The 21,715-nt window shown below is 72.2% G+C and carries 14 protein-coding genes; 5 read left to right on the top strand and 9 right to left on the bottom strand.

Annotation, left to right across the window (positions count from 1 at the left end; genetic code table 11):
• Window positions 1-846: 846 nt before the first annotated feature.
• The 3 genes from CKO31_RS22045 to CKO31_RS22055 form a co-directional block, all read right to left on the bottom strand.
• On the bottom strand, window positions 847-3,270 hold the full coding sequence (locus CKO31_RS22045) for a penicillin acylase family protein (protein ID WP_200241599.1): 2,424 nt from the start codon (window positions 3,268-3,270) through the stop codon (window positions 847-849).
• 4 nt (window positions 3,271-3,274) lie between these two features.
• Window positions 3,275-4,498 (bottom strand): BPSS1780 family membrane protein, encoded by a 1,224-nt coding sequence (locus CKO31_RS22050; RefSeq protein WP_200241601.1) that lies wholly within the window; start codon window positions 4,496-4,498, stop codon window positions 3,275-3,277.
• A gap of 238 nt (window positions 4,499-4,736) precedes the next feature.
• Window positions 4,737-6,629, bottom strand: coding sequence for a YecA/YgfB family protein (locus CKO31_RS22055; RefSeq protein ID WP_242475578.1), 1,893 nt, complete (start codon window positions 6,627-6,629; stop codon window positions 4,737-4,739).
• Window positions 6,630-6,825: 196 nt separating this feature from the next.
• On the opposite strand from CKO31_RS22055, the gene CKO31_RS22060 reads away from it, so the two are divergent.
• Both CKO31_RS22060 and CKO31_RS22065 read left to right on the top strand, forming a co-directional pair.
• On the top strand, window positions 6,826-11,787 hold the full coding sequence (locus CKO31_RS22060) for an nSTAND1 domain-containing NTPase (protein WP_200241605.1): 4,962 nt from the start codon (window positions 6,826-6,828) through the stop codon (window positions 11,785-11,787).
• 49 nt (window positions 11,788-11,836) lie between these two features.
• Entirely contained in the window at window positions 11,837-13,210 is a 1,374-nt protein-coding gene (locus CKO31_RS22065; protein WP_200241615.1) for a glycosyltransferase 87 family protein, read from the top strand.
• Between the two features lie 9 nt (window positions 13,211-13,219).
• Here CKO31_RS22065 and CKO31_RS22070 read toward each other — a convergent pair whose 3' ends face one another.
• The 3 genes from CKO31_RS22070 to cls form a co-directional block, all read right to left on the bottom strand.
• Window positions 13,220-14,251: a D-2-hydroxyacid dehydrogenase gene (locus tag CKO31_RS22070; RefSeq protein WP_242475579.1), complete on the bottom strand. Its 1,032-nt coding sequence runs from the start codon at window positions 14,249-14,251 to the stop codon at window positions 13,220-13,222.
• A gap of 686 nt (window positions 14,252-14,937) precedes the next feature.
• A complete protein-coding gene (locus CKO31_RS22075; protein ID WP_200241621.1) occupies window positions 14,938-15,078 on the bottom strand; it encodes a hypothetical protein in 141 nt (46 codons plus the stop codon).
• 586 nt (window positions 15,079-15,664) lie between these two features.
• Window positions 15,665-17,194, bottom strand: coding sequence for a cardiolipin synthase (gene cls, locus CKO31_RS22080; RefSeq protein ID WP_200241623.1), 1,530 nt, complete (start codon window positions 17,192-17,194; stop codon window positions 15,665-15,667).
• A 212-nt stretch (window positions 17,195-17,406) separates the two neighbouring features.
• On the opposite strand from cls, the gene CKO31_RS22085 reads away from it, so the two are divergent.
• Entirely contained in the window at window positions 17,407-18,690 is a 1,284-nt protein-coding gene (locus tag CKO31_RS22085; protein ID WP_200241626.1) for a GGDEF domain-containing protein, read from the top strand.
• Between the two features lie 78 nt (window positions 18,691-18,768).
• Here CKO31_RS22085 and CKO31_RS22090 read toward each other — a convergent pair whose 3' ends face one another.
• Window positions 18,769-19,314, bottom strand: coding sequence for a gamma-glutamylcyclotransferase family protein (locus tag CKO31_RS22090; RefSeq protein ID WP_200241629.1), 546 nt, complete (start codon window positions 19,312-19,314; stop codon window positions 18,769-18,771).
• Between the two features lie 176 nt (window positions 19,315-19,490).
• Between CKO31_RS22090 and CKO31_RS22095 the strand changes: the two genes are divergently transcribed.
• Complete coding sequence (locus CKO31_RS22095; RefSeq protein ID WP_200241631.1) at window positions 19,491-20,651, top strand: AcrVA2 family anti-CRISPR protein; 1,161 nt, start codon at window positions 19,491-19,493, stop codon at window positions 20,649-20,651.
• On the opposite strand, the gene CKO31_RS27890 is transcribed toward CKO31_RS22095, so the two are convergent.
• Together CKO31_RS27890 and CKO31_RS22105 are read right to left on the bottom strand one after the other, a co-directional pair.
• Window positions 20,623-21,051, bottom strand: coding sequence for a HigA family addiction module antitoxin (locus CKO31_RS27890; protein WP_438874032.1), 429 nt, complete (start codon window positions 21,049-21,051; stop codon window positions 20,623-20,625). The two genes, CKO31_RS22095 and CKO31_RS27890, sit on opposite strands and share 29 nt — an antisense overlap.
• Window positions 21,003-21,200, bottom strand: a complete 198-nt coding sequence (locus tag CKO31_RS22105) for a type I restriction-modification enzyme R subunit C-terminal domain-containing protein (protein ID WP_322789199.1) — start codon at window positions 21,198-21,200, stop codon at window positions 21,003-21,005. The genes CKO31_RS27890 and CKO31_RS22105 overlap by 49 nt, the downstream gene beginning before the upstream one ends.
• A 47-nt stretch (window positions 21,201-21,247) precedes the next feature.
• Here CKO31_RS22105 and CKO31_RS22110 point away from each other — a divergent pair, with 47 nt between their 5' ends.
• Window positions 21,248-21,586 carry a ComEA family DNA-binding protein gene (locus CKO31_RS22110; protein WP_200241633.1) on the top strand — a complete coding sequence of 113 codons (339 nt, stop codon included), beginning with the start codon at window positions 21,248-21,250 and terminating at the stop codon, window positions 21,584-21,586.
• Window positions 21,587-21,715: the final 129 nt, after the last annotated feature.

Consider the following 21,715-nt stretch of genomic DNA (forward strand, 5'->3'; position numbering starts at 1 on the left):
GCGAGCCACGCGAGTGGCGCCGGGTCGAGCCGCCGGTGTGGACGGAGCGGATGTTGGCGGCCCTGGCAACGGGGTCCACGCGACGCCTGCGGGCGTCCCCTGCGCTGGCCCGGAGTCGATCACCCGAAATGCTGCTCCTGCCGGCGAGCCAATCCCGATGAGGAAACAACCGACTGGAGAGCCGTGTGCGGGAGAACTGCACGCACGGTTCGGAGGGAGGGGAGGCGCAAGCCTTCCCTACCCCTATCACGCCACTGGCGCCGTGGGAGCGGCATCCTTGCCGCGACGACCGAGCCGGAGCGGCGCTGTCCCGGCCAGAGGCCGCTCCCACACGCCACCGGCGCCGTGGGAGCGGCATCCCTGCCGCGATGACCGAGCCGGAGCGGAGCCGTCGCGGCCAGAGGCCGCTCCCACACGCGACTGGCGCCGTGGGAGCGGCATCCTTGCCGCGACGACCGAGCCGGAGCGGCGGTGTCGCGGCCAGAGGCCGCTCCCACACGCCACTGGCGCCGTGGGAGCGGCATCCTTGCCGCGACGACCGAGCCGGAGCGGAGCCGTCGCGGCCAGAGGCCGCTCGCACAGCCAGCGGCGCCGTGGAAGCGGCATCCTTGCCGCGATGACCGAGCCGGAGCGGGGCTGTCGCGGCCAGAGGCCGCTCCCACACGCCAGCGGCGCCGTGGAAGCGGCATCCTTGCCGCGATGACCTAGTCGGAGCGGAGCCGTCGCGACCAGAGGCCGCTCCCAGATGCCACTGGCGCCGTGGGAGCGGCATCCTTGCCGCGACGAACGCCTGCTGCCGGCGCTCTGGAGGTCGTCGCGGCCAGGGGCCGCGCGTACGGGCAGGTGTCAGTCGAGCCGCTTCGGCAGTAGCCGCAGGGTGCCGAGCTCGGTTCCAGGTTGCGGGCCATTCCACGGCCAAGCATGGGTCGCCACGCCCAGCCAGTCGTCCAGCTGGTCGGTGCGATAGCGCGAGAACCGATGCCCGGACTGCCCGAGCGGCAAGCTGCCGCGGGTCCCGGACCAGTCGGCGGGCGTGTAGACCACCCGCATGGACGGGATGTAGCCGATGCGCTGCGGTGCGAGCACCGAGGCGTTGGCCACATTGACCGTGGCGTTGTCGCCGCCGATGCCGAGCGGGCCGACGCTGAACAGGCGCCCGAGCCAGGGCTGGGCGGAGAAGGCATGGCGGAAGGTGACCCCACGCAGCCGATCCAGCCGCTGGGGCCCTGTCGGCAACAGCTCGTCCAGGCGCGCGCGCGCCGACAGCACCGCCTCGCGCCAGACTTCGGCCGGGCTTTCCTGCACCTGCGGTGTCTCCACGTCGTCCCAAAACCCCGAGCGGCCGCTGCGCAGGGCTTCGTCCAGCGGGCCGTAGGTGTTGGTGTCGAGCTGCATCAGCACGCGCAAGTCCTCGCCCAGCTCATCGCCGTAGAGGGTCTGATAAAGCGCCGGCAGCAGCAGCCCGAACAGGGCGCCTGCATGGCTGTCGGGCGGAAAGTTGGCCCGCCAGTGCAGGAGATCCTTCTCGGCGATACGGGCCGCCTTGGGGTCCAGTGCTTTGAGCGCCGGCAGCGCTCGGCGCAGCGAGGCCATGAACACCCGGGCGCGGATGCTCTCCCGGTCTGCCTGCATGTCGGCCAGCTCAGCGGCATCCGGGGAGTCGGCCGCATTCAGCAGCTCGTGGATGCGCTCGGCCCGATACGGCGGCAGCCAGCTGTGGCCCACATCGCCCGCCTGGGGCAGGGGCACGCTGCGGTTGTTGGCGTTCACCAGGCGGCCGTCGCCGGGGTTGGTGGCGCCGGGGTTGGCGGCGAAGGGCTGCCAGCCCTGCCAGCCGTAGCCGGCCTCCCAGCCCGGCATGGGCAGCATGCCGCTGCCGCGACCGCGCTCGGGCAGGGTGCCCGTCACCTGCCAGCCGATGTCGCCGTTGCGGTGGGCGATGACCAGGTTCTGCGAAACGTGGCGCAGGTCGGCCCCGGCGGCGCGGGCCTCGTCGACCGTGGTGGCGGTGTTGATCCGCCAGAGGCCGGCCAGCGCACGCTCTGGCACCTCCAGATTGCGCCGCAGGGCCAGTGCGTCTGCGACGCGCACCGTCGGCAACCCCTCGGGGTTGTTCGGGCCGATAACGCCGTCGATGAGCACGCCGTGGCTGGTGCTGCGGATGCGCAGCGTCTCGGGCGCGACGCGGTCCTTAACGGGTATGGACTCGGAGCGAACCTGCACCCGCTCCCACCCGTTCGGGCGCTGGACAGCCTGGCCGCTGGCGTCCAACTCCTCGACGAAGATGTCCTGGGTGTCCGCCGTCACCGTGGTCATGCCCCAAGCCAAGTGCTCGTTGTGCCCCAGCAGCACCAAGGGCACGCCGGGCAGCGCGAGTCCGGCGACATGCAGCCCGGGGGCGATCAGCTCCAGCTCGTACCAGATCGCCGGCATCGACGGCTCCAGGTGCGGGTCATTGGCGAGCAGGGCCGTGCCGTCGCCGGTGTGCCCGCCGTTGACGGCCCAAACGTTGCTGGCGCCGCCCTGGAGCATCGGCGCGACGGGCAGCGCCTGTGCGATTGCCGGCGTATCCGGTACCGCCCGGGCCAAGGGGCGATAGCTCGGCAGGTCGTAGGCCGTCTCCGGCGCCGCCACGCCGACGTCCACCGGAAAGAGCTCAAGCGCCTTGGCGTTGCCCAGACGGACGGCGAGCTTCAGGAAGGACAGCTCCTCGCGCAGATTGACGCTGTTGATCCAGGCCATGTACTCGCCGATGACCAGGCTGTCCTCGGGCCGCCAGGGCGCCGGCTCGAAGCCGGCGACCAGGTACTCCAGCGGTAGCCGACCCGCGGCCTGCGCCATATAGGCGTTGACGCCGGCGGCGTAGCGCCGCAGCAGGCGCTGGTACTCGGGCTCCAGCGCCGCATAGGCCTGGCGTGCGGCCAGCGGCAGGCCCATGGTGCGATAGAAGCGATCCGCCGGCAGGGCGTCGGCACCGAAGACCTCCGCCAGGCGCCCGCCCGCGAGACGGCGCAGCATGTCCATCTGCCACATGCGCTCGGCGGCCACCATGTAGCCCTGGGCGAAGAGGGCGTCCTCCACCGACGCGGCCTCGATGCTGGGCACGGCATGGGGCCCGAAGGTCAGGGTCGCGGGCGCATCCAGGCCGGAGAGCGCCAGCTCGCCGTCGTAGCGGGGCTCGGCGCGCTTGCCGAGCCAGAAGACGATGCCCGCCGCCGCGACGGCGAGCAGGAGCAAAACGATCAGCGCGATGAGCAGCCAGCGACGCATGCCATCAGCCGGCGTGGCGGAAGATGTCCCGATAGCCGGTGTACTGAGAAAGCATGGTTACCACCGCAAAGCCAAGCAGCACGGGCACCATCACCACGACCAGAAGAAAGCCGAGCACGCCCGCCGCCGGGCCCAGCAGCGTTCCGCCGAGCATGGCCAGCAGCCCGACGCCGACGGAAAATACCATCACGATGCCGAGCAGCGATAACCCGTAGATCAGGAAGGGGACGATGTTCATCCAGCAGCCGCGGAAGCTGGTCTGCATGGCTTCCAGCGCGGTCAGATCCTCCAGCATCACCAGTGCCGGCGCGAACCAGTAGGCCATCAGCAGCGGAATCAGCAGCGCCAGCGCCACCAAAAAGAGCAAGGACAGTGCCGTCGGCGCCATGGCCATGGCGGCGGCCTCCGGGTCGCCGCCGGACAGGGACTGGAGTCCGGCCGGTGTGACCACGCCGGCAGCGACGGCGATGAGTCCGGCGGCGAGCATCACCAGCACAATGCCCAGCAGGTAGAGCACGCCCACCAGCGCCAGCTGCATGCCGGGTCCGGAGAAGCCGTCGAACACCATGCCGGCGCGCACCTTGCCGTGGCGATCCAGCGAGCGGGCACCGGCCATGATGCCGCCGCCGAAGACGGGCCCCAGTACAAAGCCCACCAGACTGCCCACCAAGGGCACCAGCCCCACGGCAAAGTTGATGAGATAAATGATCGCTATGGCCCCGAGCCAGGTACCGGGCCGGCTGCGGAACAGGGCATAGGCGTCCTTGAGCCACAGCCAGCCGTGCCCCGCCGGCAGGGATTGCGGCTCGGCCAGGGGGCCGTCGTCGTCGGCGGGCCGCGTCAGGTCCGCCTGTGGCGGCGCGTAGGGGTTCGTGCTCACCGCCCTCGGCGCGGCAGCGCCCGCGGCGGCGGCATCGGGCGGCGTGTCCGTGCCGCTGCCGGTCTCATCGGCCGCGAGTGCCTCCGCCGCGGGCTCGCTGCCGCCAAGGGGTGTGCCGGCGGGCTCGACGCGCACCTCCAGGCCGATCTCTTCCAGGACCTCCCGATAGCGCTCGGCGTTGCTGTCGTCCACCTCGCGCTTGAGCACATGCTCGCCGCCGTCCAGGATCAACCGCCAGGCCTTCTCCTCCGGCAGCTTGAACACGGCTGCGAAGTCCCGCGCCGCCTGCTCGGCATTGACGCCGGGCTTGAGCCGGCCGGTGAACACCACCTGGTGGAATGCGCTCATGTCGAGTCTCCGTGTCGGTCGAAATCGGGGTCGGGCCTGCACCCGGCAGGCATTGAGCCTAGCCTGACGCAGGCTGCCGCGCTCGGCACTGGGTTGGATTCTGAGGGTGGTGTCGAGGACCAGGCTGGCCGGGGTCGCGATGCATCATTTGCATGTCCGTGTCGACAGCGATCCCGATCCCGATCCCGATCGCTATTGGGGCGGGGGCTGCGTGCAGGGGCCGCCGCGGGTGCCGGGCTCAGGCGGTGAGCTTTTTCATCCAGGCCAGCAGCCCCGGCTCTGCGGCCCAGACATCGCGCATGGCCTGGCGGTAGAGCCAGGCCTGGTCGTCGCCGCCGGCGGTGAAGCCGCCCTGGTGCAGGCTCGGGCGGCGCACCCGCTTGCGCAGCAGAAAGCGCGGCACCCGCGGCAGCCGATCCACGGCCTCATGCAGGACCACTGCGGCGCGCTCCTGGTGGCCCAAACGGTACAAGGCCAGCACCTCGCCATAGGCCATGTCGGCCAGCGCATCGGTGGGAAAGCGCCGCGCCAGCGCCAGGGCCTTCTCGTCTTCGCGGACGCGCAGATAATGATTCATCAGCTCGGCGCGCACGCCGTGGTTGTCGCGCGGGTTGAGCGTCAACAGCAGCTCCGCCAGCGCCACCCCCGGGCCGTGGGCGGCCGCGTCCGCGTGCTGGCGCCAGCGCCGGAACAACAGCCGCAGCACCGGGCGGTTGCGCGGGTCGGTCCAGGGCAGCGCTGCCGGCTCCGGGCCGAGGTTGTGGCGCAGTATGGCCTCGGCACGCTCCAGCACCGGGTCCAGCATGACCCGCGCCACCCAGGGCAGGCTGCTTTCGGGATGGCAGTACAGCGCGGTCGCCACGTCGTCCAGGATGTCCAGGCTGTCGGCGGCGCCCGGGTTGGCCTCCAGGAAGTCGAGCCAATCGTCGCGCAGCCAGACCTGCTCGTGCTCTTGCCCCGCCAGCATCGTCGACATGGGCTTGGGCGCCGAGAATACGCGGTGCCAGCGCCGCTCCAGCTCGGCGAGGCCGCGCGCCGAGGTCAGCGCCCGGCACTGGCCCCCGGCGGCGGCCGGCGGCAGCGGCAGCAGCTCCGGGTCGAACAGCGGCAGCTGGCGGGAGTCGCCGCAGGTGAGGGGGTCGTCGATGGCCTCCTGGCGCAACCGCGGCAGCGCCCGCTCGGCGAGCCCCGCCAGCCAGTCCCGCAGGCGCAGCAGGGCCGGGTCCATGGCCGACGCCTGGCTCATCATCAGTGCCTGCTGCGGGTCCTCGCGGGCGCGGGCCAGGAAATCCTGGATGCCGGCGCCGTCGTGGCCGGCGCGCCGCAGCTTGTGCTGCCAAAACTGGGCGCGGGCGCGGGCGTGATCGTCCTGATGGCGGGCGGCCAGCAGGGTGATCTCCAGCAGCGCCGTGCCCGGGTGGTCCGGGCCATGGCGCTGGGCCTGGGCGAAGGCGTCGGTGGCGTACTCGAAATCGCCTTCGTCGATGAACATGACGCTCAGGCGCTGCCAGGCGGCGGACTTCAGGCTCGGTGCCGCCTCGTCGGTGACCCGCAGCAGGAAGGACTGTTTCTTCTTCCAGTGGTCCAGGGCGTCGTAGGCATCGCAGAGGATGTCCAGCGCCGGCTCGAAGGCGTCGTCGAGGTCGGCGAGGTCGCCGCCGAACAGCGGCTCCAGCAGGCTCGCGGCCCGGCCCGGACGCTCCAGGGCCAGCCAGCGGTCCGCCACCTTGGCGAGCAGCGGCTCGGGGACGGCACCGCTTTGCACGGCGGCCTGGAGCCGGCTCTCGCCGAGCTGGTCCAGCAGCGGCTCCCAGAGGATCTCGGCCGGCACGTCCGGCACTTCGCCGGCGGCCTGGCAGCAGTCGCCGTAGGCGGCGCCGGAGCCGCAGCGGCAGGGCTCGGTGGGGTCGGGCTCCGCCATGGGGCTCTGGCGGAAGCCGAGGTCCGGGCGCGGCATGGCGTTCCAGATGGCCTGCGCCAGCAGCGCGGCCAGGCGGCGGGCGTCGTCGCCGTCCAGGGACTCCACGCCGGCCAGGGCGTCGGGAATACGGGTGCGGCCCCAGCGCAGGAAATGCTCGGGGTCGGGGTCGCGGAGGATGGTGTCGACCGCTTCGCTCAGGAGCTCGTCCATGCTCAAAGGTTCCCACTGCGGGTGCTGTGTCATACCGTCCCCCGTATGGCTGGTTTGCCGCCTGGTCGGCCGGTGGCTGGATTGTACCGCGACGGCTGCGTGCGCTGTCGAGAATGCACCGGCGGCGCGCGCCGCAGCCGTCGGCGCACCGGTATGATGCCTCCATGCCCGAACTCCGCCCGCGGCAAGCGCACCCATGAACCAACGAGCCCGCGACGAGCGCATCCGCATCTTCGTCTCCTCGCCGGCGGACGTGGAGCACGAGCGCGCGGCGGTGAAGGACATCGTCGAGCGCCTGGGGCGCGAATATCTGCCCTATTTCCAGCTCCAGGCCGTCCTGTGGGAGGAAGAGGCCCTCACCGCCGACCGCACCTTCCAGGCGGGCCTCACGCAGCCCGAAGACTGCGACATTGTGCTGGTGATCCTCTGGACCCGGCTCGGCTCGCCGCTGCCGGAGGAGCCCTATCGCGGCATGACCGGCACCGAGTGGGAGTTCGTCAATGCCGTGGATGCGTCCGCGCGCACCGGCACCCCGGAGGTCCTGGTCTATAAGAAGACGGCCCCGCGGCTGGTGGATATCACCGACGCCGCCACCGCCCGCGAGGCCGTGGAGGACCGGCGCCGGCTCGATGAATTCTTCCAGACCCATTTCTTCAACGAAGACAAAAGCTTTCGGCGCGCCTTCCGGGTCTTTGACAGCGACGCGGCCTTCCGCGAGCTGGTGGAGACCCAGCTGCGCAAGCTGCTGAACCGGCGCATCAGCGCCGAGCGCCGCGCCGCCACCGGCCACGGCCACTGGCAGGGCAGCCCCTATCGCGCCGACCGGCCCTTCGACATCGGCGACGAGCGCGTCTTCACCGGCCGCGAGCAGGAGATCCGCGAGCTGCTCACGCGCCTGGAGCAGCGCCCCGCCGAGGGCCCCGGCCTGCTCCTGCTGAGCGGGCCGAGCGGCAGCGGCAAGACCTCGCTGCTGCGCGCCGGGCTGGTGCCGCGCCTCACCCGGCCCTTCCTGTTCGAGCACATCGCCACCGTGCGCTGCGCCCTGGTTGACCCGGCCGGCGACGGCGCGACCCCGCTCGCGGCCCTGGCGGCCCGGCTCTGTGCCGCGGACGTGCTCGGCCCGCCCTTGGCGGGCTTCGGGCTCGGCCCCGATGCCCTGGAGCGCCTGCTGGCCACCGCGCCCGAGGTTGCCGCCCGCCAGCTCGCGAGCGCGCTCGGGCAGCTCGCCAAGGGCGGCGATGCCGAGGCGCAGGCACGCCTTGCGGTGATCCTGGACCCGCTGGACCCGCTGCTGCGGGACGACGCGCCCGCGCTCAGCAGTCTACTCACCGCGGTGCGCGGCATCACCGAGCACCCGTCGATCTGGGCCATCGTCGCGCTGCGCAGCGACGCACTGCCGCGACTGGCGCCGGCGGCAGAGCAGCTGTTCGACGGCGCGCGGCCCCTGGCTGAGCAGTGGCTGGCCTTGGAGCCGCCGCCGGCGGCGCGCATCCGCCAGGTGATCGAGATCCCGGCCCGGGTGGCCGGTATCGAGCTGGACGGCGGCACCGTCGGCGAGGGTCGGGGCCTGGTGGAGCACGTGGAAGCAGAGGCCGCCGGACTGCGGGCCTGGGCGCCGCCGGTGCAGGCCCTGATGGCGAGCGCCTACCAACGCGCAGAGGCCGACGCCGCCGGCAGCCGCGAGCTGCCGCTCACGGCGGCCCAGGTGCAGGCAGCGGGCGGCGTGCGCGGTACCGTGCTCGCCCGTGCCGAGTCGCTCTGGGCGGAGCTGGACGCCGGCGCCCGCGCCGCGCTGCCGCGGCTCTGCCGGGCGCTGATCAGCATCGACACGGCCGGCGGCAGCCGCCCGGAGCCGCGGCGCGGTGACCTGGAGCTGCTGCGTACCGACCCGGATTGCCGACGGTTAGTGGACGCCCTGGTGGACGCGCGGCTGGTCACCGCGGAGGGTGTCGAAGACCCGGTGCTGCTGACCCGCTGCACGCCGCCGGACCTGCACCTGTGGTCGCTGCTGCGCGGTGCCTGGCGCCAGAGCTGGGCCGAGTGGCGCCAGCGCCGCCGGCGCCGTCGCGCCGGTGGGGAGTCGACGCCGGCCGCGACAGCGCAGACGGCGGCAGGCGATGCGCCGGCCGACGGCGCCGGCGCAGCAGCCGACACTGCCCCGGCGGGTGCCGCCGCCGACGATGCCGGTGCGGCCGCCGCCGATGCTGCGGCGCCCGGCGTGCAGTGGCGGGCCCTACGCGCGGTGGCGAGCTTCGCGCACCCGGCGCTGCTCACGCATTGGGCGCCGCTGCGTCATTGGCTCGCGCAGCCCGAGAACCGCCAAGCGCTGTCGCTGCGCGCCCAGCTGAGCCGCCAGGCGCGGCTCTACAAGCGCACCGACTGCAACCGCGAGTATCTCTACCGCGAAAGCGGCTATGCCGCGGCGCGGAGCTTCGCCGAGCCCCACGACGACGAGCTGGAGCCGGCGGAGCGGGAGTTTCTGGCCGCATCCGCCGCCAACCTGGTGTTCATGCGCCGGCGCAACCGCCTGGTGCGCCTCACCGGCCTGGTGCTGGTGGCGCTGCTCATCGGCGCCGTGCTCGCCGCCGGGCTCGCCTGGCAGGCCTCGCGCACCGCGCGCACCAACCTGCACAAGAGCCTGCTCAAAGAAGCGGAGCTGCACATTGCCCGGGGCAATACGCCACAGGCGGTGATCAACGCCATCGACGCCAGCGCGGACCTGCCGGAGCAGTCGGTGCGCAAGCTGAGCCTCGCCTTCAACGCCAACCGGCTGCTGGCCATGGCGCCGTCGGCGGGTGCGGCGCCGGAGAGCGTGCGCATCCCGGGCTTCAATGCCGACGGGACCTGGCTGGCCAGCATGACGTCGGAGCAGGGGCCGGTGCTCTGGCAGCTGGGCCAGGGCCACTTCGTCGCCGACCGCGACTTGGGCGCCGACGCTTTGGGGGTGCACACGCTCATCATCGGCGACGACCAGCAAGTCCTCGGCGTCGGCACCGAGGGCGTCTGGCGGCTGCCGGCGGGGCCGGACGCCGAGCCGCTCTATCCCTGCGGCACTGCGCCCGGCAGCACCTTTGCGCAGAGCCCGGACCGCCGCCTGCTGGCCGTTGCCGTGACCGACAATCGCGGCCACGACGGCGTCTGCGTGCTGGATCTGGACCTGCCCGGGCAGGTGCTGCTCAATCGCAATCTGGCCGAAGGCGAGCTGCGCGGCCTCGCCTTCGGTCCCGCGGGCGAGCGCCTGCTCACGGCCTCGGCCGCCGGGCGCACCCATGTCTTCGACGTCGCGGCCGGACGCCGGGTCCTGTCCTTGCCGGCGGACGGGCCCCGGGGGCGACCCTTCAACGCGGCAGTCTTCGATGCCGGCGGCGAGCGCATCGCCATTGCCGCCGCCGACGAGCGCGTGCGGCTGTACCTGGCCGACGGCACGCCCGTCCAGGAGCTGGCGACCAGTGTCATCGGCGGCACCCGGGTGAAGATCCACCGTACCGCGGTGCGGGACGTAGCCTTCGCGCCGGACGGCGACTTCCTGGTGGCGGTGGACGACGAGGGGCAGGTGGTGCGCTGGTCCACGACCGAGCCCGGCGGCGGCGACGGCGAAGGCGGCGGGCAGGCCCGGGCGGTGGTGCTCGGCAGCCACGAGCTGAGCGTCGGTGATGTGGCCATCGCGGCGGCGCCGGCGGCACATCTCGCCGGCCAGCACCTGGTGCTGACGGCCTCCCTGGACCACACCGCGCGGCTGTGGAGCCTGGAGACGGGCAAGCCCTTGGCGGTGCTGGGTCACGACGGCGCGGTCACCGCCGGGCGCTTCCTGGCCGACGGCAGCCGGCTCGCGACCTTCTCCATCCGCGACGGCACGGTGCGGCTGTGGAGCGTGGATCCGGTGACCCGCCTGGGGTTCGAGCTCCGCCACCCGGACCACGTTTGGGATCTGGACATGGCGGACGCCCCCGAGACCCTGGCGCCGAACGGCAAGGCGCTGCTGCTGGCCACCGCGGGCTTCGACGGCGGCGTGCGGGTGTGGCGCTACGAGCGCAGCGCCGAGCGCCCGGCGCCCGTGGAGCTGCGGACGCTCACCGGCCACAGCGCACGGGTGCGCCAGGTGCGCTTCGACGCCTCGGGCCGGCTGCTGGCCTCCGCCGCCTATGACGGCACCGCCCGGGTGGAGGACCTGGTGACCGAGCAGTCCTGCCGCCTCGCCGCTGCCGAGGCCGCCGATGGCGCCGTCTACAACGCCCTGTTCGGGCCCGAGGGGCGCTGGCTGCTCACCACCTCCAACGACCCGGCGGCGCCGGTGCGGCTGTTCGCGCTGCCCGCCTGCAAGCCGTTGGCGGCGATGCCGATCCTGCCCCACGGCAAGGCGGCGGTGGAGGCGGCGGCGGTGCGCGGGCTCGATGCCGGCACGCTGGTGGCCACCGGCGACGACGCGGGCGCCTTCCGGCTGTTTCGGCGCGACGCCGACGGTGCCTGGCACACGGGCTGCGAGCTGGCCGCGGACGTCGGCAGCATCGGCGACATCGCCGTCGGCGCCGGCGGGCGGCTCGCGGCCGTCGCCGGGGCCGATGCCCGGGTGGCGCTGCTGGACCTGGACCCCGAGCGCGGCACCTGCGGCCTGCGCGGCTACCTGGTGGGGCACACCGGGCGCGTCTACAGTGTCGACATCGCTCCCGACGGCGCCCAGCTGGTGACGGCATCCCTGGACAAGACGGCGCGGGTCTGGAGCCCGGACGGCCGTGCGCTGGCGGTGCTCGACGGCCACCAGGACCGCATCTACCGCACCCAATTCAGCCCGGACGGGCGTTGGCTGCTCACGGCCTCCCGCGATGGCAGCATCCGCCTCTGGCGCGCACCGCGGGGCGGGCTCAGGGAGGGCGCCGAGCCGCCGGTGGAGCAGGACTTTCTGCCCCTGCGCGCCAGCCTCGGCGGCGTGGCGGCGGCGGTGTTCAGCCCGGACGGGCGCTACATCGCCGGTGCCTACTGGGAGAACGCGGCCATGCTCTGGCGCATCTGGCGCGACGGCAGCGAGGTGTCGGCAGCCAAGCGCCGGCGCTGGGGGGAGGACCGGGCGCGGCTCGCGCTGATTCGCGAGGCCTACCGCTTCCGCGACGATACCGCCATCGTCGAGGCGGCCTCCGGGGCGCGTGAGGACGCCGAGGATTAGCCGCCCGCCGGCAGCGCGCAGGCCCGGTCGGCTGGGCCGACGCCTGGCCGTGCTCGCCGCGCTCGGTGTCTTCGCGGCCGTGGCCTGGCTGCTGCCGGTACGGGAGCTGGATCTGGCCGTCTACTGGCGGGCGGCGCAGCAGGCCTTCGTCGCCGGGGTCGAGCCCTACACCCGCCCCGACGATGCCGGTCTGCCCTTCACCTATCCGCCCACGGCGCTGTTTCTGCTGCGGCCCCTGGCCGGCCTGACGTTGGCAGAGGCCGCGGACCTGGTCTGGGCCATGAATCTGGCCCTGGCGGTGGTCGTCATTGTGCTCCTGCCGCGCGACCTCGCAAGCGCCCCCGTGGGAGCGGCATCCCTGCCGCGACAGGCCCCGCCGGACGCCGCCCGCGCCGTCGCCGCCCAACGCCTGCGCACCTGGGGCCCCCTCTACATCGCCTGCTTCGGCGGGCTCTATCTGACGCTGCACTTCCAGCAGGTGAACCTGTTGCTGCTGCTGTGCCTGTGGGGCTTTTGGCGCGTCTTGCGGCGGCCGTGGCCCGGTGGCGGGTGGATTTCGCTGCGCTCATCCACCCTAAGGGCGTTCCTGCCCGGGTTGCGCGGGCTGGGCGCCGGGGCGGCCCTGGCGCTCGGCAGCGTCGCCAAGCCCCACTACGGGCTGCTGCTGCTGGGGGCGTTCGGCTGCCCGCGCGTCGGGCGCCGACCGGGGCCGGGGCTCTGGCTACTGCTGGGGGCCGCAATCGCCGGCGGCTTGCTGCTGTGGCTGAGCCTGGTCCTGGCGCCCGCCGGCAGCTGGTCCACCTGGTGGGCGCAGGTGCCGGGCACCACCAGCCTCACGGCCCTGCCGCCGGGGCACAGCAGCATCGCCGCGCCCTGGAACCGCAGCATCGCCGGTGAGGCGGCGCGCTGGCTGGTGCCCAACAAGTTCACGACGCCGGTGCTGGCGAGCCCGGCCCTGGCCGGCCTGATCACCAGCGCGCTGGTGCTGGCCCTGGGGCTGGCCACGGCCTGGGCGGTGCTGGGCTCGGTGCGCCGGCGCGCGCGCTGCTGTGCTTTGGGCGCCGGCGGCGCCGATGCGACGGCGGTGGACCTGGAGCTCTCGCTCATTGCCGTGTGGGTGTTTCTGGCGGCGCCGGCGAGCTGGACCCATCATTTGGTGATGCTGTTGCCGGCGGCCCTGGTGCTGCTGCGCGACGCGGTGCTGGACCCGCGTGCCGGCCGCTTGGGTCGGCTCGCCGCGGGGCTGGTGCTGGCGGTGCTGGCGCTGACGCTGGACGACCTGATCCCGCGGGAGGTGCGCACCGGCTCCCACGCCATCATGGCGCTGATGACCTTCGCCGTGCTGGGGCTCTGGGCGCTGCTGCTGGAGCGCCTGCTGCGGCACGCCGCCGCTGCGCGCGGTGCCCCGGGGCGGGCGCACTGACCCGCCGCGTCAGTCCACGCGGTTGCGGTGCTCGCCGGCGGCAAAGGCGCGGATGTTCGCGGCCACCTCGTCGATGAGGCGCTGGCGGGCCGCCGCGCTCGCCCAGGCCACATGCGGCGTGATGGCCAGGTTCGGGATGTCCGGTGCCAGCAGCGGGTGGTCCGGCGGCGGCGGCTCACGGCTCAGGGTGTCCAGCGCGGCGGCGCCGAGGCGTCCGCTGCGCAGGGCCGCCGCCAGTGCAGCCTCGTCCACGAGCCCGCCGCGGGCGGTGTTGATGAGCAGCGCGCCCGGCCGCATCGCCGCCAGCTCAGGGGTGCCGATGAGGTTGCGGGTGTTCTCGGCCAGCGGGCAGTGCAGGCTCAGCACGTCCACCTGCGGCAGCAGCCGCGGCAGCGGCAGCCGCCCGCGCGGCGGCGGGTCCTGCTCGGTGCCCGGGCGCTGAGCAACGAGCACCCGCATGCCGAAGGCCGCCGCGGTCTGCGCTACCGCCCGGCCCAGCTCGCCGTGCCCGACGATGCCGAGCCGCAGGCCCGCCAGCTCGCGGATGGGCGTCTCGCCGGCGGCGGTGTCCGGCAGCAGGCAGAAGTGCGGGCTCGCCGACCAGGCGCCGGCGCGCACCGCCGCCAAGCGCGCCCGCAGCCCCACGGCCCAGTCCAGCAGCAGCGCGAAGACGTGCTGCACCACCGCCGGCGTCGCATAGCCGGTGACATTGGTGACGGCGATGCCTCGGGCGCGGGCCGCGTCGAGATCCACATTGTTGGTGCCGGTGGCCGCGATGCAGACGAGCCGCAGCGCCGGTGCGGCGTCCATCTGGGCGGCCTCAATGACCACCTTGTTGCTGACCACCACCGACGCCTCGGCGATGCGCCCGGCGGTATCGGCGGCTGCCGTCGCGGCGTGGAAGCGCCAGGGCCCGCAGGCGGCGGCGAGCGCCGAGTCGTCCAAATCGCCGGTGTCCAGGCTGCCGCGGTCCAGCAGCACCGCCGGCCCGAGGCGCCCGGGGGCCGGCTTGGCGCTGCGCTTGTCGTGTGTCTCTGGCAAGGCTAAGCGCTCCCGGTGACTCATGCTGCCTGCAAGCATTGAGCGCGGCGGCTACCGCGCCAACGCGCTTCCCTCATCAGGGCAACCAGTATGCATGCGTAGGCGCGCCTGTGGGAGCGGCATCCCTGCCGCGACGACTTCCAGAGCCCCGACAAGCACTCATCGCGGCAAGGATGCCGCTCCCACGCAGGACACGGCACTGTGGGAGCGGCATCCCTGCCGCGACGACTTCCAGAGCCCCGACAGGCACTCATCGCGGCAAGGATGCCGCTCCCACGGAGGGCAAGGCACTGTGGGAGCGGCATCCCTGCCGCGACGACTTCCAGAGCCCCGACAGGCGCTCATCGCGGCAAGGATGCCGCTCCCACGCAGGGCAAGGCACTGTGGGAGCGGCATCCCTGCCGCGACGACTTCCAGAGCCCCGGCAAGCGCCGATCGCGGCAAGGATGCCGCTCCCACGCAGGACACGGCACTGTGGGAGCGGCATCCCTGCCGCGACGACTTCCAGAGCGCCGCAAGCGCTCATCGCGGCAAGGATGCCGCTCCCACGCAGGACAAGGCACTGTGGGAGCGGCATCCCTGCCGCGACGACTTCCAGAGCGCCGCAAGCGCTCATCGCGGCAAGGATGCCGCTCCCACGAGCGCGCGCGAAGGAAAGCTCGCGTAGGCGACCGCGGGCTCCGGCATCAGCGCCGCCCGCGGCCGCCGGGCAGCCAGCGCTGCCAAAGCTCTGCCAGGGCCTGGCGCAGGTTCGGACAGCTTTCGTCGGGCCGTGGGTGGTGGTTGGCCGGGTTCGTCAGGACCAGATAAGCGATATACGGGTGCATGTTGCCGCCTCCGAGGGGGCTCTTGCTTGGGTTGGCCTCCAACGTGGTGGGCCATGCCGGCAAGCCTAGCGGCCGAAGCGGCTTGTAACATGTTTGTAATGTGACTAATTCGCGTGCACTTGTCACAGCTCAGCCGCGGGGCTGGCCAAGGCGCCTGCGCGGCTGCGTCCGAGCCAGGCCAGGCCGCCGCCAGGGCCGCGCCTTCGCGCTGCGCGTGCGACAAGTCCCTGAGGGAGACGCCGATTCGTTGACGATTCGCGTGCGGAGCAGGGCGGCCCCCCATTCTCAGCGGGTCTCAAGCCGCTGAACCTAAGAAGAGCAGCTAACCACGAAGCACACCAAGAGCACGAAGCAAGACAGGCGCTTGAACCTAAGGATCGCCGCGATCTCGCTCACCCCGCAGGTGACCGCGCGAGCGTGCGTATCCTGCTGAGCCCCTTCGTGCTCTTCGCGCTCTTCGTGGCTCAAATACCGAATCCAGGGTCTAAGGTGTCTCGGCAGTCTGCGCGAGCGCGCGAGGCTTCTGACTTTTCGCCGGAGCCCAACGGCTTGCCGGCGCCCAAGCGTCGCACTGCTCAACGCCCTCTCAGAGCACTGGCCCCAGCATGGCAATGATGTTGTTCCAGAGCCGCCGGCGTCGACTCCAGGACGCCACCTCGGCGGCGGTGACGATGCGGGAGGCGGCGATGTAGCTGTCCTGGCGCCGGCGCACGTCCGCCGTGAGCCCGGGGTCGTGGAAGAGGATATTGTTCTCGTAGTTCAGCTCGAAGCTGCGGCGGTCCATGTTGGCGGAGCCGATGAGTGTCACGGCACCGTCCACGGTCAGGGATTTGGTGTGCAGCAGGCCGTCCGGATACTCGAGAATCTGGACACCGGCCTCCAGCAGCTCGGCGTAGTAGCTGCGGCTGGCGGCGGCCACCACCCAGCTGTCGTTGCGCGCAGGGAAGACGACCCGGGTATTCACGCCGCGGTGGGCGCTGGCGCAGAGCGCGGCCTGCATGGACTCGTCCGGTACATAGTAGGGCGTAGTGACGACCAGCTCCCGGCGGGCGCTGTAGATGAGCTCCTCGAACATCTGCGGCATCGCGGACCAGCGCACCGTGGGCCCGGTGCCCACCACCTGCGCCGGCAGGCCGGGAATCGCTGCCGGGTCCGGCTGCGGCAGCGGCCGGCGCAGGAGGGCGTCGATACTGTCGTCGACGTGCGGCAGCCAGTCGCCCGCGAACAGGTGCTGGTTTTGCCGCGCGATGGGCCCCTCGAAGCGCATCATGGCATCCACCCAGGGCGCGTACTTGGCCTTGACGCGGAACTCCGGGTCCGCGCAGTTCTGGCTGCCGCAGTAGGTGATCCAGTCGTCGATGACGACGATCTTGCGGTGATTGCGCAGGTCGATGCGGCCGGTGAGGACGCGCACCAGCGGGTTGCCGATGGGCAGAGCGCGCGCCAGGTGCACGCCGCCGGCGGCCATGCGCCGCCAGTGCTCGGAGCGGATCATGGCGCGCGAGCCCAGGTCGTCCGCCATCGCCCGGCAGGTGATGCCGCGGCCGGCGGCGCGGATCAGCGCATCCGCCACCCGGCGCCCGTTGTTGTCCGGCAGCCAGATGTAGAACAGGACATGGACGTGGTCCTGCGCCCGGTCGATGTCCGCCACCATGGCATCGATGGCGGCGTTGGAATCCGCCATGAGCTCGGCGCGATTGCCGCCAATGGGCGCGAAGCCGCTGATGGACTCGCCGACGCGGAACAGGTGTCGGTGCCGCTCGGGGATCACCGGCCGGATGCCCGCCGGCGCGCGCTCGGGGTCCAGGCGCAGCGTCGGCAGCTGGGCCTGCGCGTGGCGCAGGCGATCCGCCCGGCGCTGGCCGATGTTGACCTCGCCGAACAGCAGGTAGGCGATGATGCCCACCAGCGGCACGGCGATGACCACCACCACCCAGGCCATGCGCGAGGCGGGCTCGCGGTGCGGGCGCAGCAGCACCCGCGCCAGCACCGAGAGCTGCAGCGTGAAGTGCAGCAGCAACAGGAGTGTTGCGATGAGTCCGGAGTGATCCGCCACGGCCTTTCCTCTCGTCGGCAGCCTGCACTCGACCAGGCCGGGGCGCGTATTGTCGCCCATGTCGCACCGGCTGCTGGCGTCGGCGCGCCGCGGATGCTGCCGTCGTTGCCCATCCGGCTCGGCAGCCCGTGCTCGCGACTGTGCGCTGGTGCCGATCCCAGCGCGGAGCTTGCGCTATGCTCTCGCTGCCGACAGCGTCCGTGCACGCGCCGTCGCGGAAGCATCCACTGACCGCCATCGCGCAAGCCTGGGCTGCGCGCATGAGGGCTCCTATGACCCTGGATGGCCCAACCATCCTCCTGACCGCCGCGTTGATCTGCCTGCTGCTGGCCGGCGCCACACTGATGCTGCGCCACGGCTTTGCGGAGCCGGTGAGCGGTCTAGGCTGGTGGGCCGCCGGCTCGGCGCTGTTGAGCGCAGCCTATGCACTGCTCGGGCTGCGCGACCTGATTCCGGATTGGGCCTCTGTCGTTGCCGGCAATACGCTGCTCGCGGCGGCTTTGGGGCTTTGCTATCACGGCCTGCGCCTGTTGCGCGGGCGGCCCGGGCGCCTGGCGCTCGCGTTGCTGCCGGCACTGGCGATCTTCTCGATCTTCTCCTTCATGTACCGCGGCCCGGCGCTGGTGGAGGCCTATTACGCCCGCGTCCTGCTCATCTCCCTGGCAATGGCGGTGCTCGCCGTCGCCAGTGCCAGAATCGCAGCCACCCGGCCCAACGTCGGCATGGCCTGTCAGCTCACGGCCGGACTGTACTGGAGCGGGGCCCTGATTGCTCTGGTGCGTGCGGCCAGTGCCGCCCATGCCGTGCTGCTGGCGCAGCTGCCCCCGGCTGGTCCGCTCACCGTCGACCTACAAGTGCTGCCGTCCGTGCTGGCGTTCCTGCTGGTCGCGATGACGCCCATCGCCAGCATCGGCGTCTTGCTGATGGCGGCGGAGCACCATCGCCGGGACCTTCAATACCGCCTGGAGCATGATCATCTCACCGGCGTCAGCACCCGCCAGGCCTTCGAGCGGGCGGCCGAGGATGCCCTGCGGGAGAGCGGCGACGACAACCGCGTGCACGCACTGTTGCTGGCGGATCTCGACCACTTCAAGCGCATCAACGACGACCACGGCCATGCCATTGGCGATGCCGCGCTGCGGGCCTTCGTCGATCAGACCCGTGCGCTGCTGCGCGAGCAAGACTTGTTCGGGCGCTACGGCGGCGAGGAATTCGTGCTGCTGCTGCCCGGCGTCGATGCGGCGGGCGCGGCAGCGGTGGCCGAGCGCATCCGCCGCGCCACCGCAGCACTGGTGCTGAGCGCACCGGCAGGCACGCCGGTGCCGCTCACCGTCAGTCTCGGACTCTGCACCACGGCGCAGCTTGCGCCGGCGCTCGGCGCCGAGGCGCAGCTGGAAGCGCTCCTGAAAGAAGCCGACGACGCGACCTACGCGGCTAAGGCCGCCGGCCGCAACCGAGTCGCCATGGCCGGGGCCAGCGCCGGCTATGGCGCCCGCGCCTGTGTGGGCGTGGGCGCGCTGCGGGCGGTGCCCGCAGGCACTGCCCAGGCAAGCTAGCCCGGGGGCGCGAGCGCGCGCCGGCTCCGGGCGCCGGGGCCGGGCGCCGGCGCCGGGCGAAGGCTCCGGGCGAAGGCTTCAGGGCCCGAGCGCTTTGGCCAGGTCCGGCCGCCGGGCGCTGAAGCGGTGCAGGGCGCGCAAGGCCCGCAGCCGCGCCGCGCGAAAGCGCCGCGGGTCCGCCAGCACCGGCGTTGCCAGCACCCGCTCCAGCATGGGCCCGCGAATGTCGTGCTCCAGCAGCCCCGCGAGGATCAGCGAGCGATACCAGTCATAGGGCAGCAGCTCGGGGTCGGTGTGCGTCGCCACATAGGTCTCGCAGCGCTGCCAGCGCTCGCCGCTGCACACGGCGACGCGCCGGCGGCGGTAGCCCGCGCCCTCGGCCAGGTCCAGGCGCCACAGCTCCCGCGCCCGCAGCCGATACAGCACACCGGTCACGGCATCATCATCCGCCGCCGGTACGATGTCTCCCTTGCCGGAGCCGTCGCTGCCCACTTTGTGGAAGCGCAGCTGCCAGCCTGGCAGGGTCGCGGTGCCCACCGGCCGCGCCGACGGCGTGCGCGCCTGCAAGCGCGAGGTGAGCAGGTTGGACCCGTAGGCGAAATAATAAAAAGACTTGGCGCTCATCCTGGTCGCTCTCCGCGGCCTGCTGCGGAATGACGTTGGACGATACGACGCATCCGAGCCGCATCCAGTGTGAAAGACACGCCGGACTGGCCGCCGGCAAACGCACACCCTACCCTGATCCCGCAGCGCTGTTCCATACTCTGCGCGTCCCGACCACTGTCAGCCAAACGCCCAGCATGTCACGCATCGCCGATGCCGATCTCATGCCCCTGCCGCACCCGGTGCGGGTGGACGCCGCCGTCGGCAGCTCCATCGAGGAGATCGTCCTCGACAGGGCCGGCGTGCTGGAGCGGGTGCGCCCGCATCTGGCCTCGGCTGCGGTCTCCACCGAATGGATCATCAACGAGGTGCCCGGCATGCTGGAGCTGACCATGGCCAGCGTCGGCGCCCCGGCCGGGCTGAACGCGGGCCTGGCGATGCTGATGCTCGCCCGCGCCCGGCTGCGCGCTCAGGGCGATCCCATCCTGCAGGTGGCCGAGCCGCTGCACGCCCAGCTCGCGGAGACGGATCTCGGCAGCGGCCTGCCGGCGGGCTTCTTCCGCTCCCCCTACCCTGTGGTCTACGTCGAGCTCGCACGCCCGTCGGGCCTTGAGATCCACAACCGCGCTTCCGGCCTGCACGAGGTGGAGGGCGCCTACATCGGCAGCTACTGCATCGCCCCATACAGCAGGCAGCTCGAGGGCATCGGGCGGGTGGAGCACCTGGGGCTGGACCCCGCCCGCGAGACCCGCGTCATGGAGCTCACCATCACCGGCTCCCCGGTGGGCAAGGACAACGCGCTGGATGACGCCTCCGTGGACATCTCCCTGTTCATCCAGGATGACGACGCCTGCCTGGAGACCCTGCTGGAGCGCCACATCGCCTACTACCGCTCCGGCGCCGTCAACGCCCAGCCCGGCTTCGAGATCCCCGAGCAGTCAGAGACGGACCTGGCCGCGGCCGTCATCCGCCAGCTGGCCAAGGTGCTGCTGTACCTGAACCTGCCGGACGCCGAGCAGGCCCCGCTGCCCGAGCGCAGCCAGCTTGAGCAGCGCCTGCGCGGCCTCGGCCCCAAGAAAGCCGCCCGCATCAAGCGCCGCATGGCCACCGCCTACGACCGCATCGTCATCGGCCCCAACCTCGACGCCGGCGCGGCGCAGGACCCGCCCCAAGACCCGACCCAGAACGGCGCCGGCACCGCGCGCAGCGTGCGCCCCCACTGGCGCCGCGGCCACTTCCGCCGCATCCGCTACGGCGAGCAGCTGAGCGAAAGCCGCCTCGGCTGGATCAGGCCGGTGCTGGTGAACCGCGAGGAGGCCTTCGGGGCCGTCAAGGCCAAGCCCTACCTGATGCGCTGAGCCAATCGGCGTAGACCGGCCGCATCAACCCCGTGCCGCCCCGGAGCGCCGACTTCCAGTCGGCCGCGCGCCGGCGAGACGGCAGGGATTCCGGTCCCGCTTTCAGGTCGGAAGGATGCACTTTCATCCAGAAACGGGCCGAGATGCCGAAGTAGCGCGCCAGGCGCAGCGCGCTGTCGGCACTGATGCCGCGGCTGCCGTTGAGTATCTCGGTGACGCGGTTGGTGGGCACGTCGAGTGCCCGAGCGAGCACGTTGGCAGAGAGGTGGAGGGCGTCCAGCTGCGTCGCGCAGGACCTCGCCGGGGTGGATCGGGGGCAGCGCCAGCGTGGGCTGCGTCTCCGCCCTGGGCTCAGTGGTAATCGGTGATCTGGACATCGAAGCCGCCCCAGTCGCCGAATAGGCGCTGGTCCAGCGCCGGGCGGTCCACGACAAGCTTTTGCCGGAGCTGCTTGGCGATGCGCGTGAGCCAGCGGCGTTGCGGTTCGGTCCACTCGCGGCTGGCCAGGATGCGCTGCAAGGCGCCCTGGACGCGCTGCTCAAAGGGTATCTGCGCATCTACTTATCACCCTCGCCGACCGTCGGGACCTCGCGACGGTGTTGGTGGAGCGCGGCCTCGCCCGCGTCTTCGGCGTCTACCGGACCTCCCCGGACGGCCTTAGTCGCGACGACTACCGCGACCACCTGAAAGACGCCGAGCTCTGCGCCGCGGCCGAGCGCGTCGGCGCCCGGGCCTACACCGACCGGTCAGCCATCCGCAGCCAGCGCGCCGAAGGGCGGCAGGAACAGGCCGAGCTCGACCTCGCCGCGGGCAGGGCGCCGCCCACCGAGATGCTCGACATCAACACCGTTGCCCGGGACGAGCTGATGCGCATCCCCGGCATTGGCGACCACTTCGCAAACCTCATCATCGAGCATCGCCCCTACGAGGGGTAGAGCGCCGCGAAACCCATCCGGAGCACCCGGTGATCTCCAACACCCGCCCCCACCTGCGGCCATGACGTGTTTACACCTCATGGCCGCAGGTGGGGGCGGGTGTTGGAGATCACCGGGTGCTCCGGATGG

Origin of the sequence: Thiohalocapsa halophila (assembly GCF_016583825.1) — a bacterium.
Lineage (GTDB): Bacteria > Pseudomonadota > Gammaproteobacteria > Chromatiales > Chromatiaceae > Thiohalocapsa > Thiohalocapsa halophila.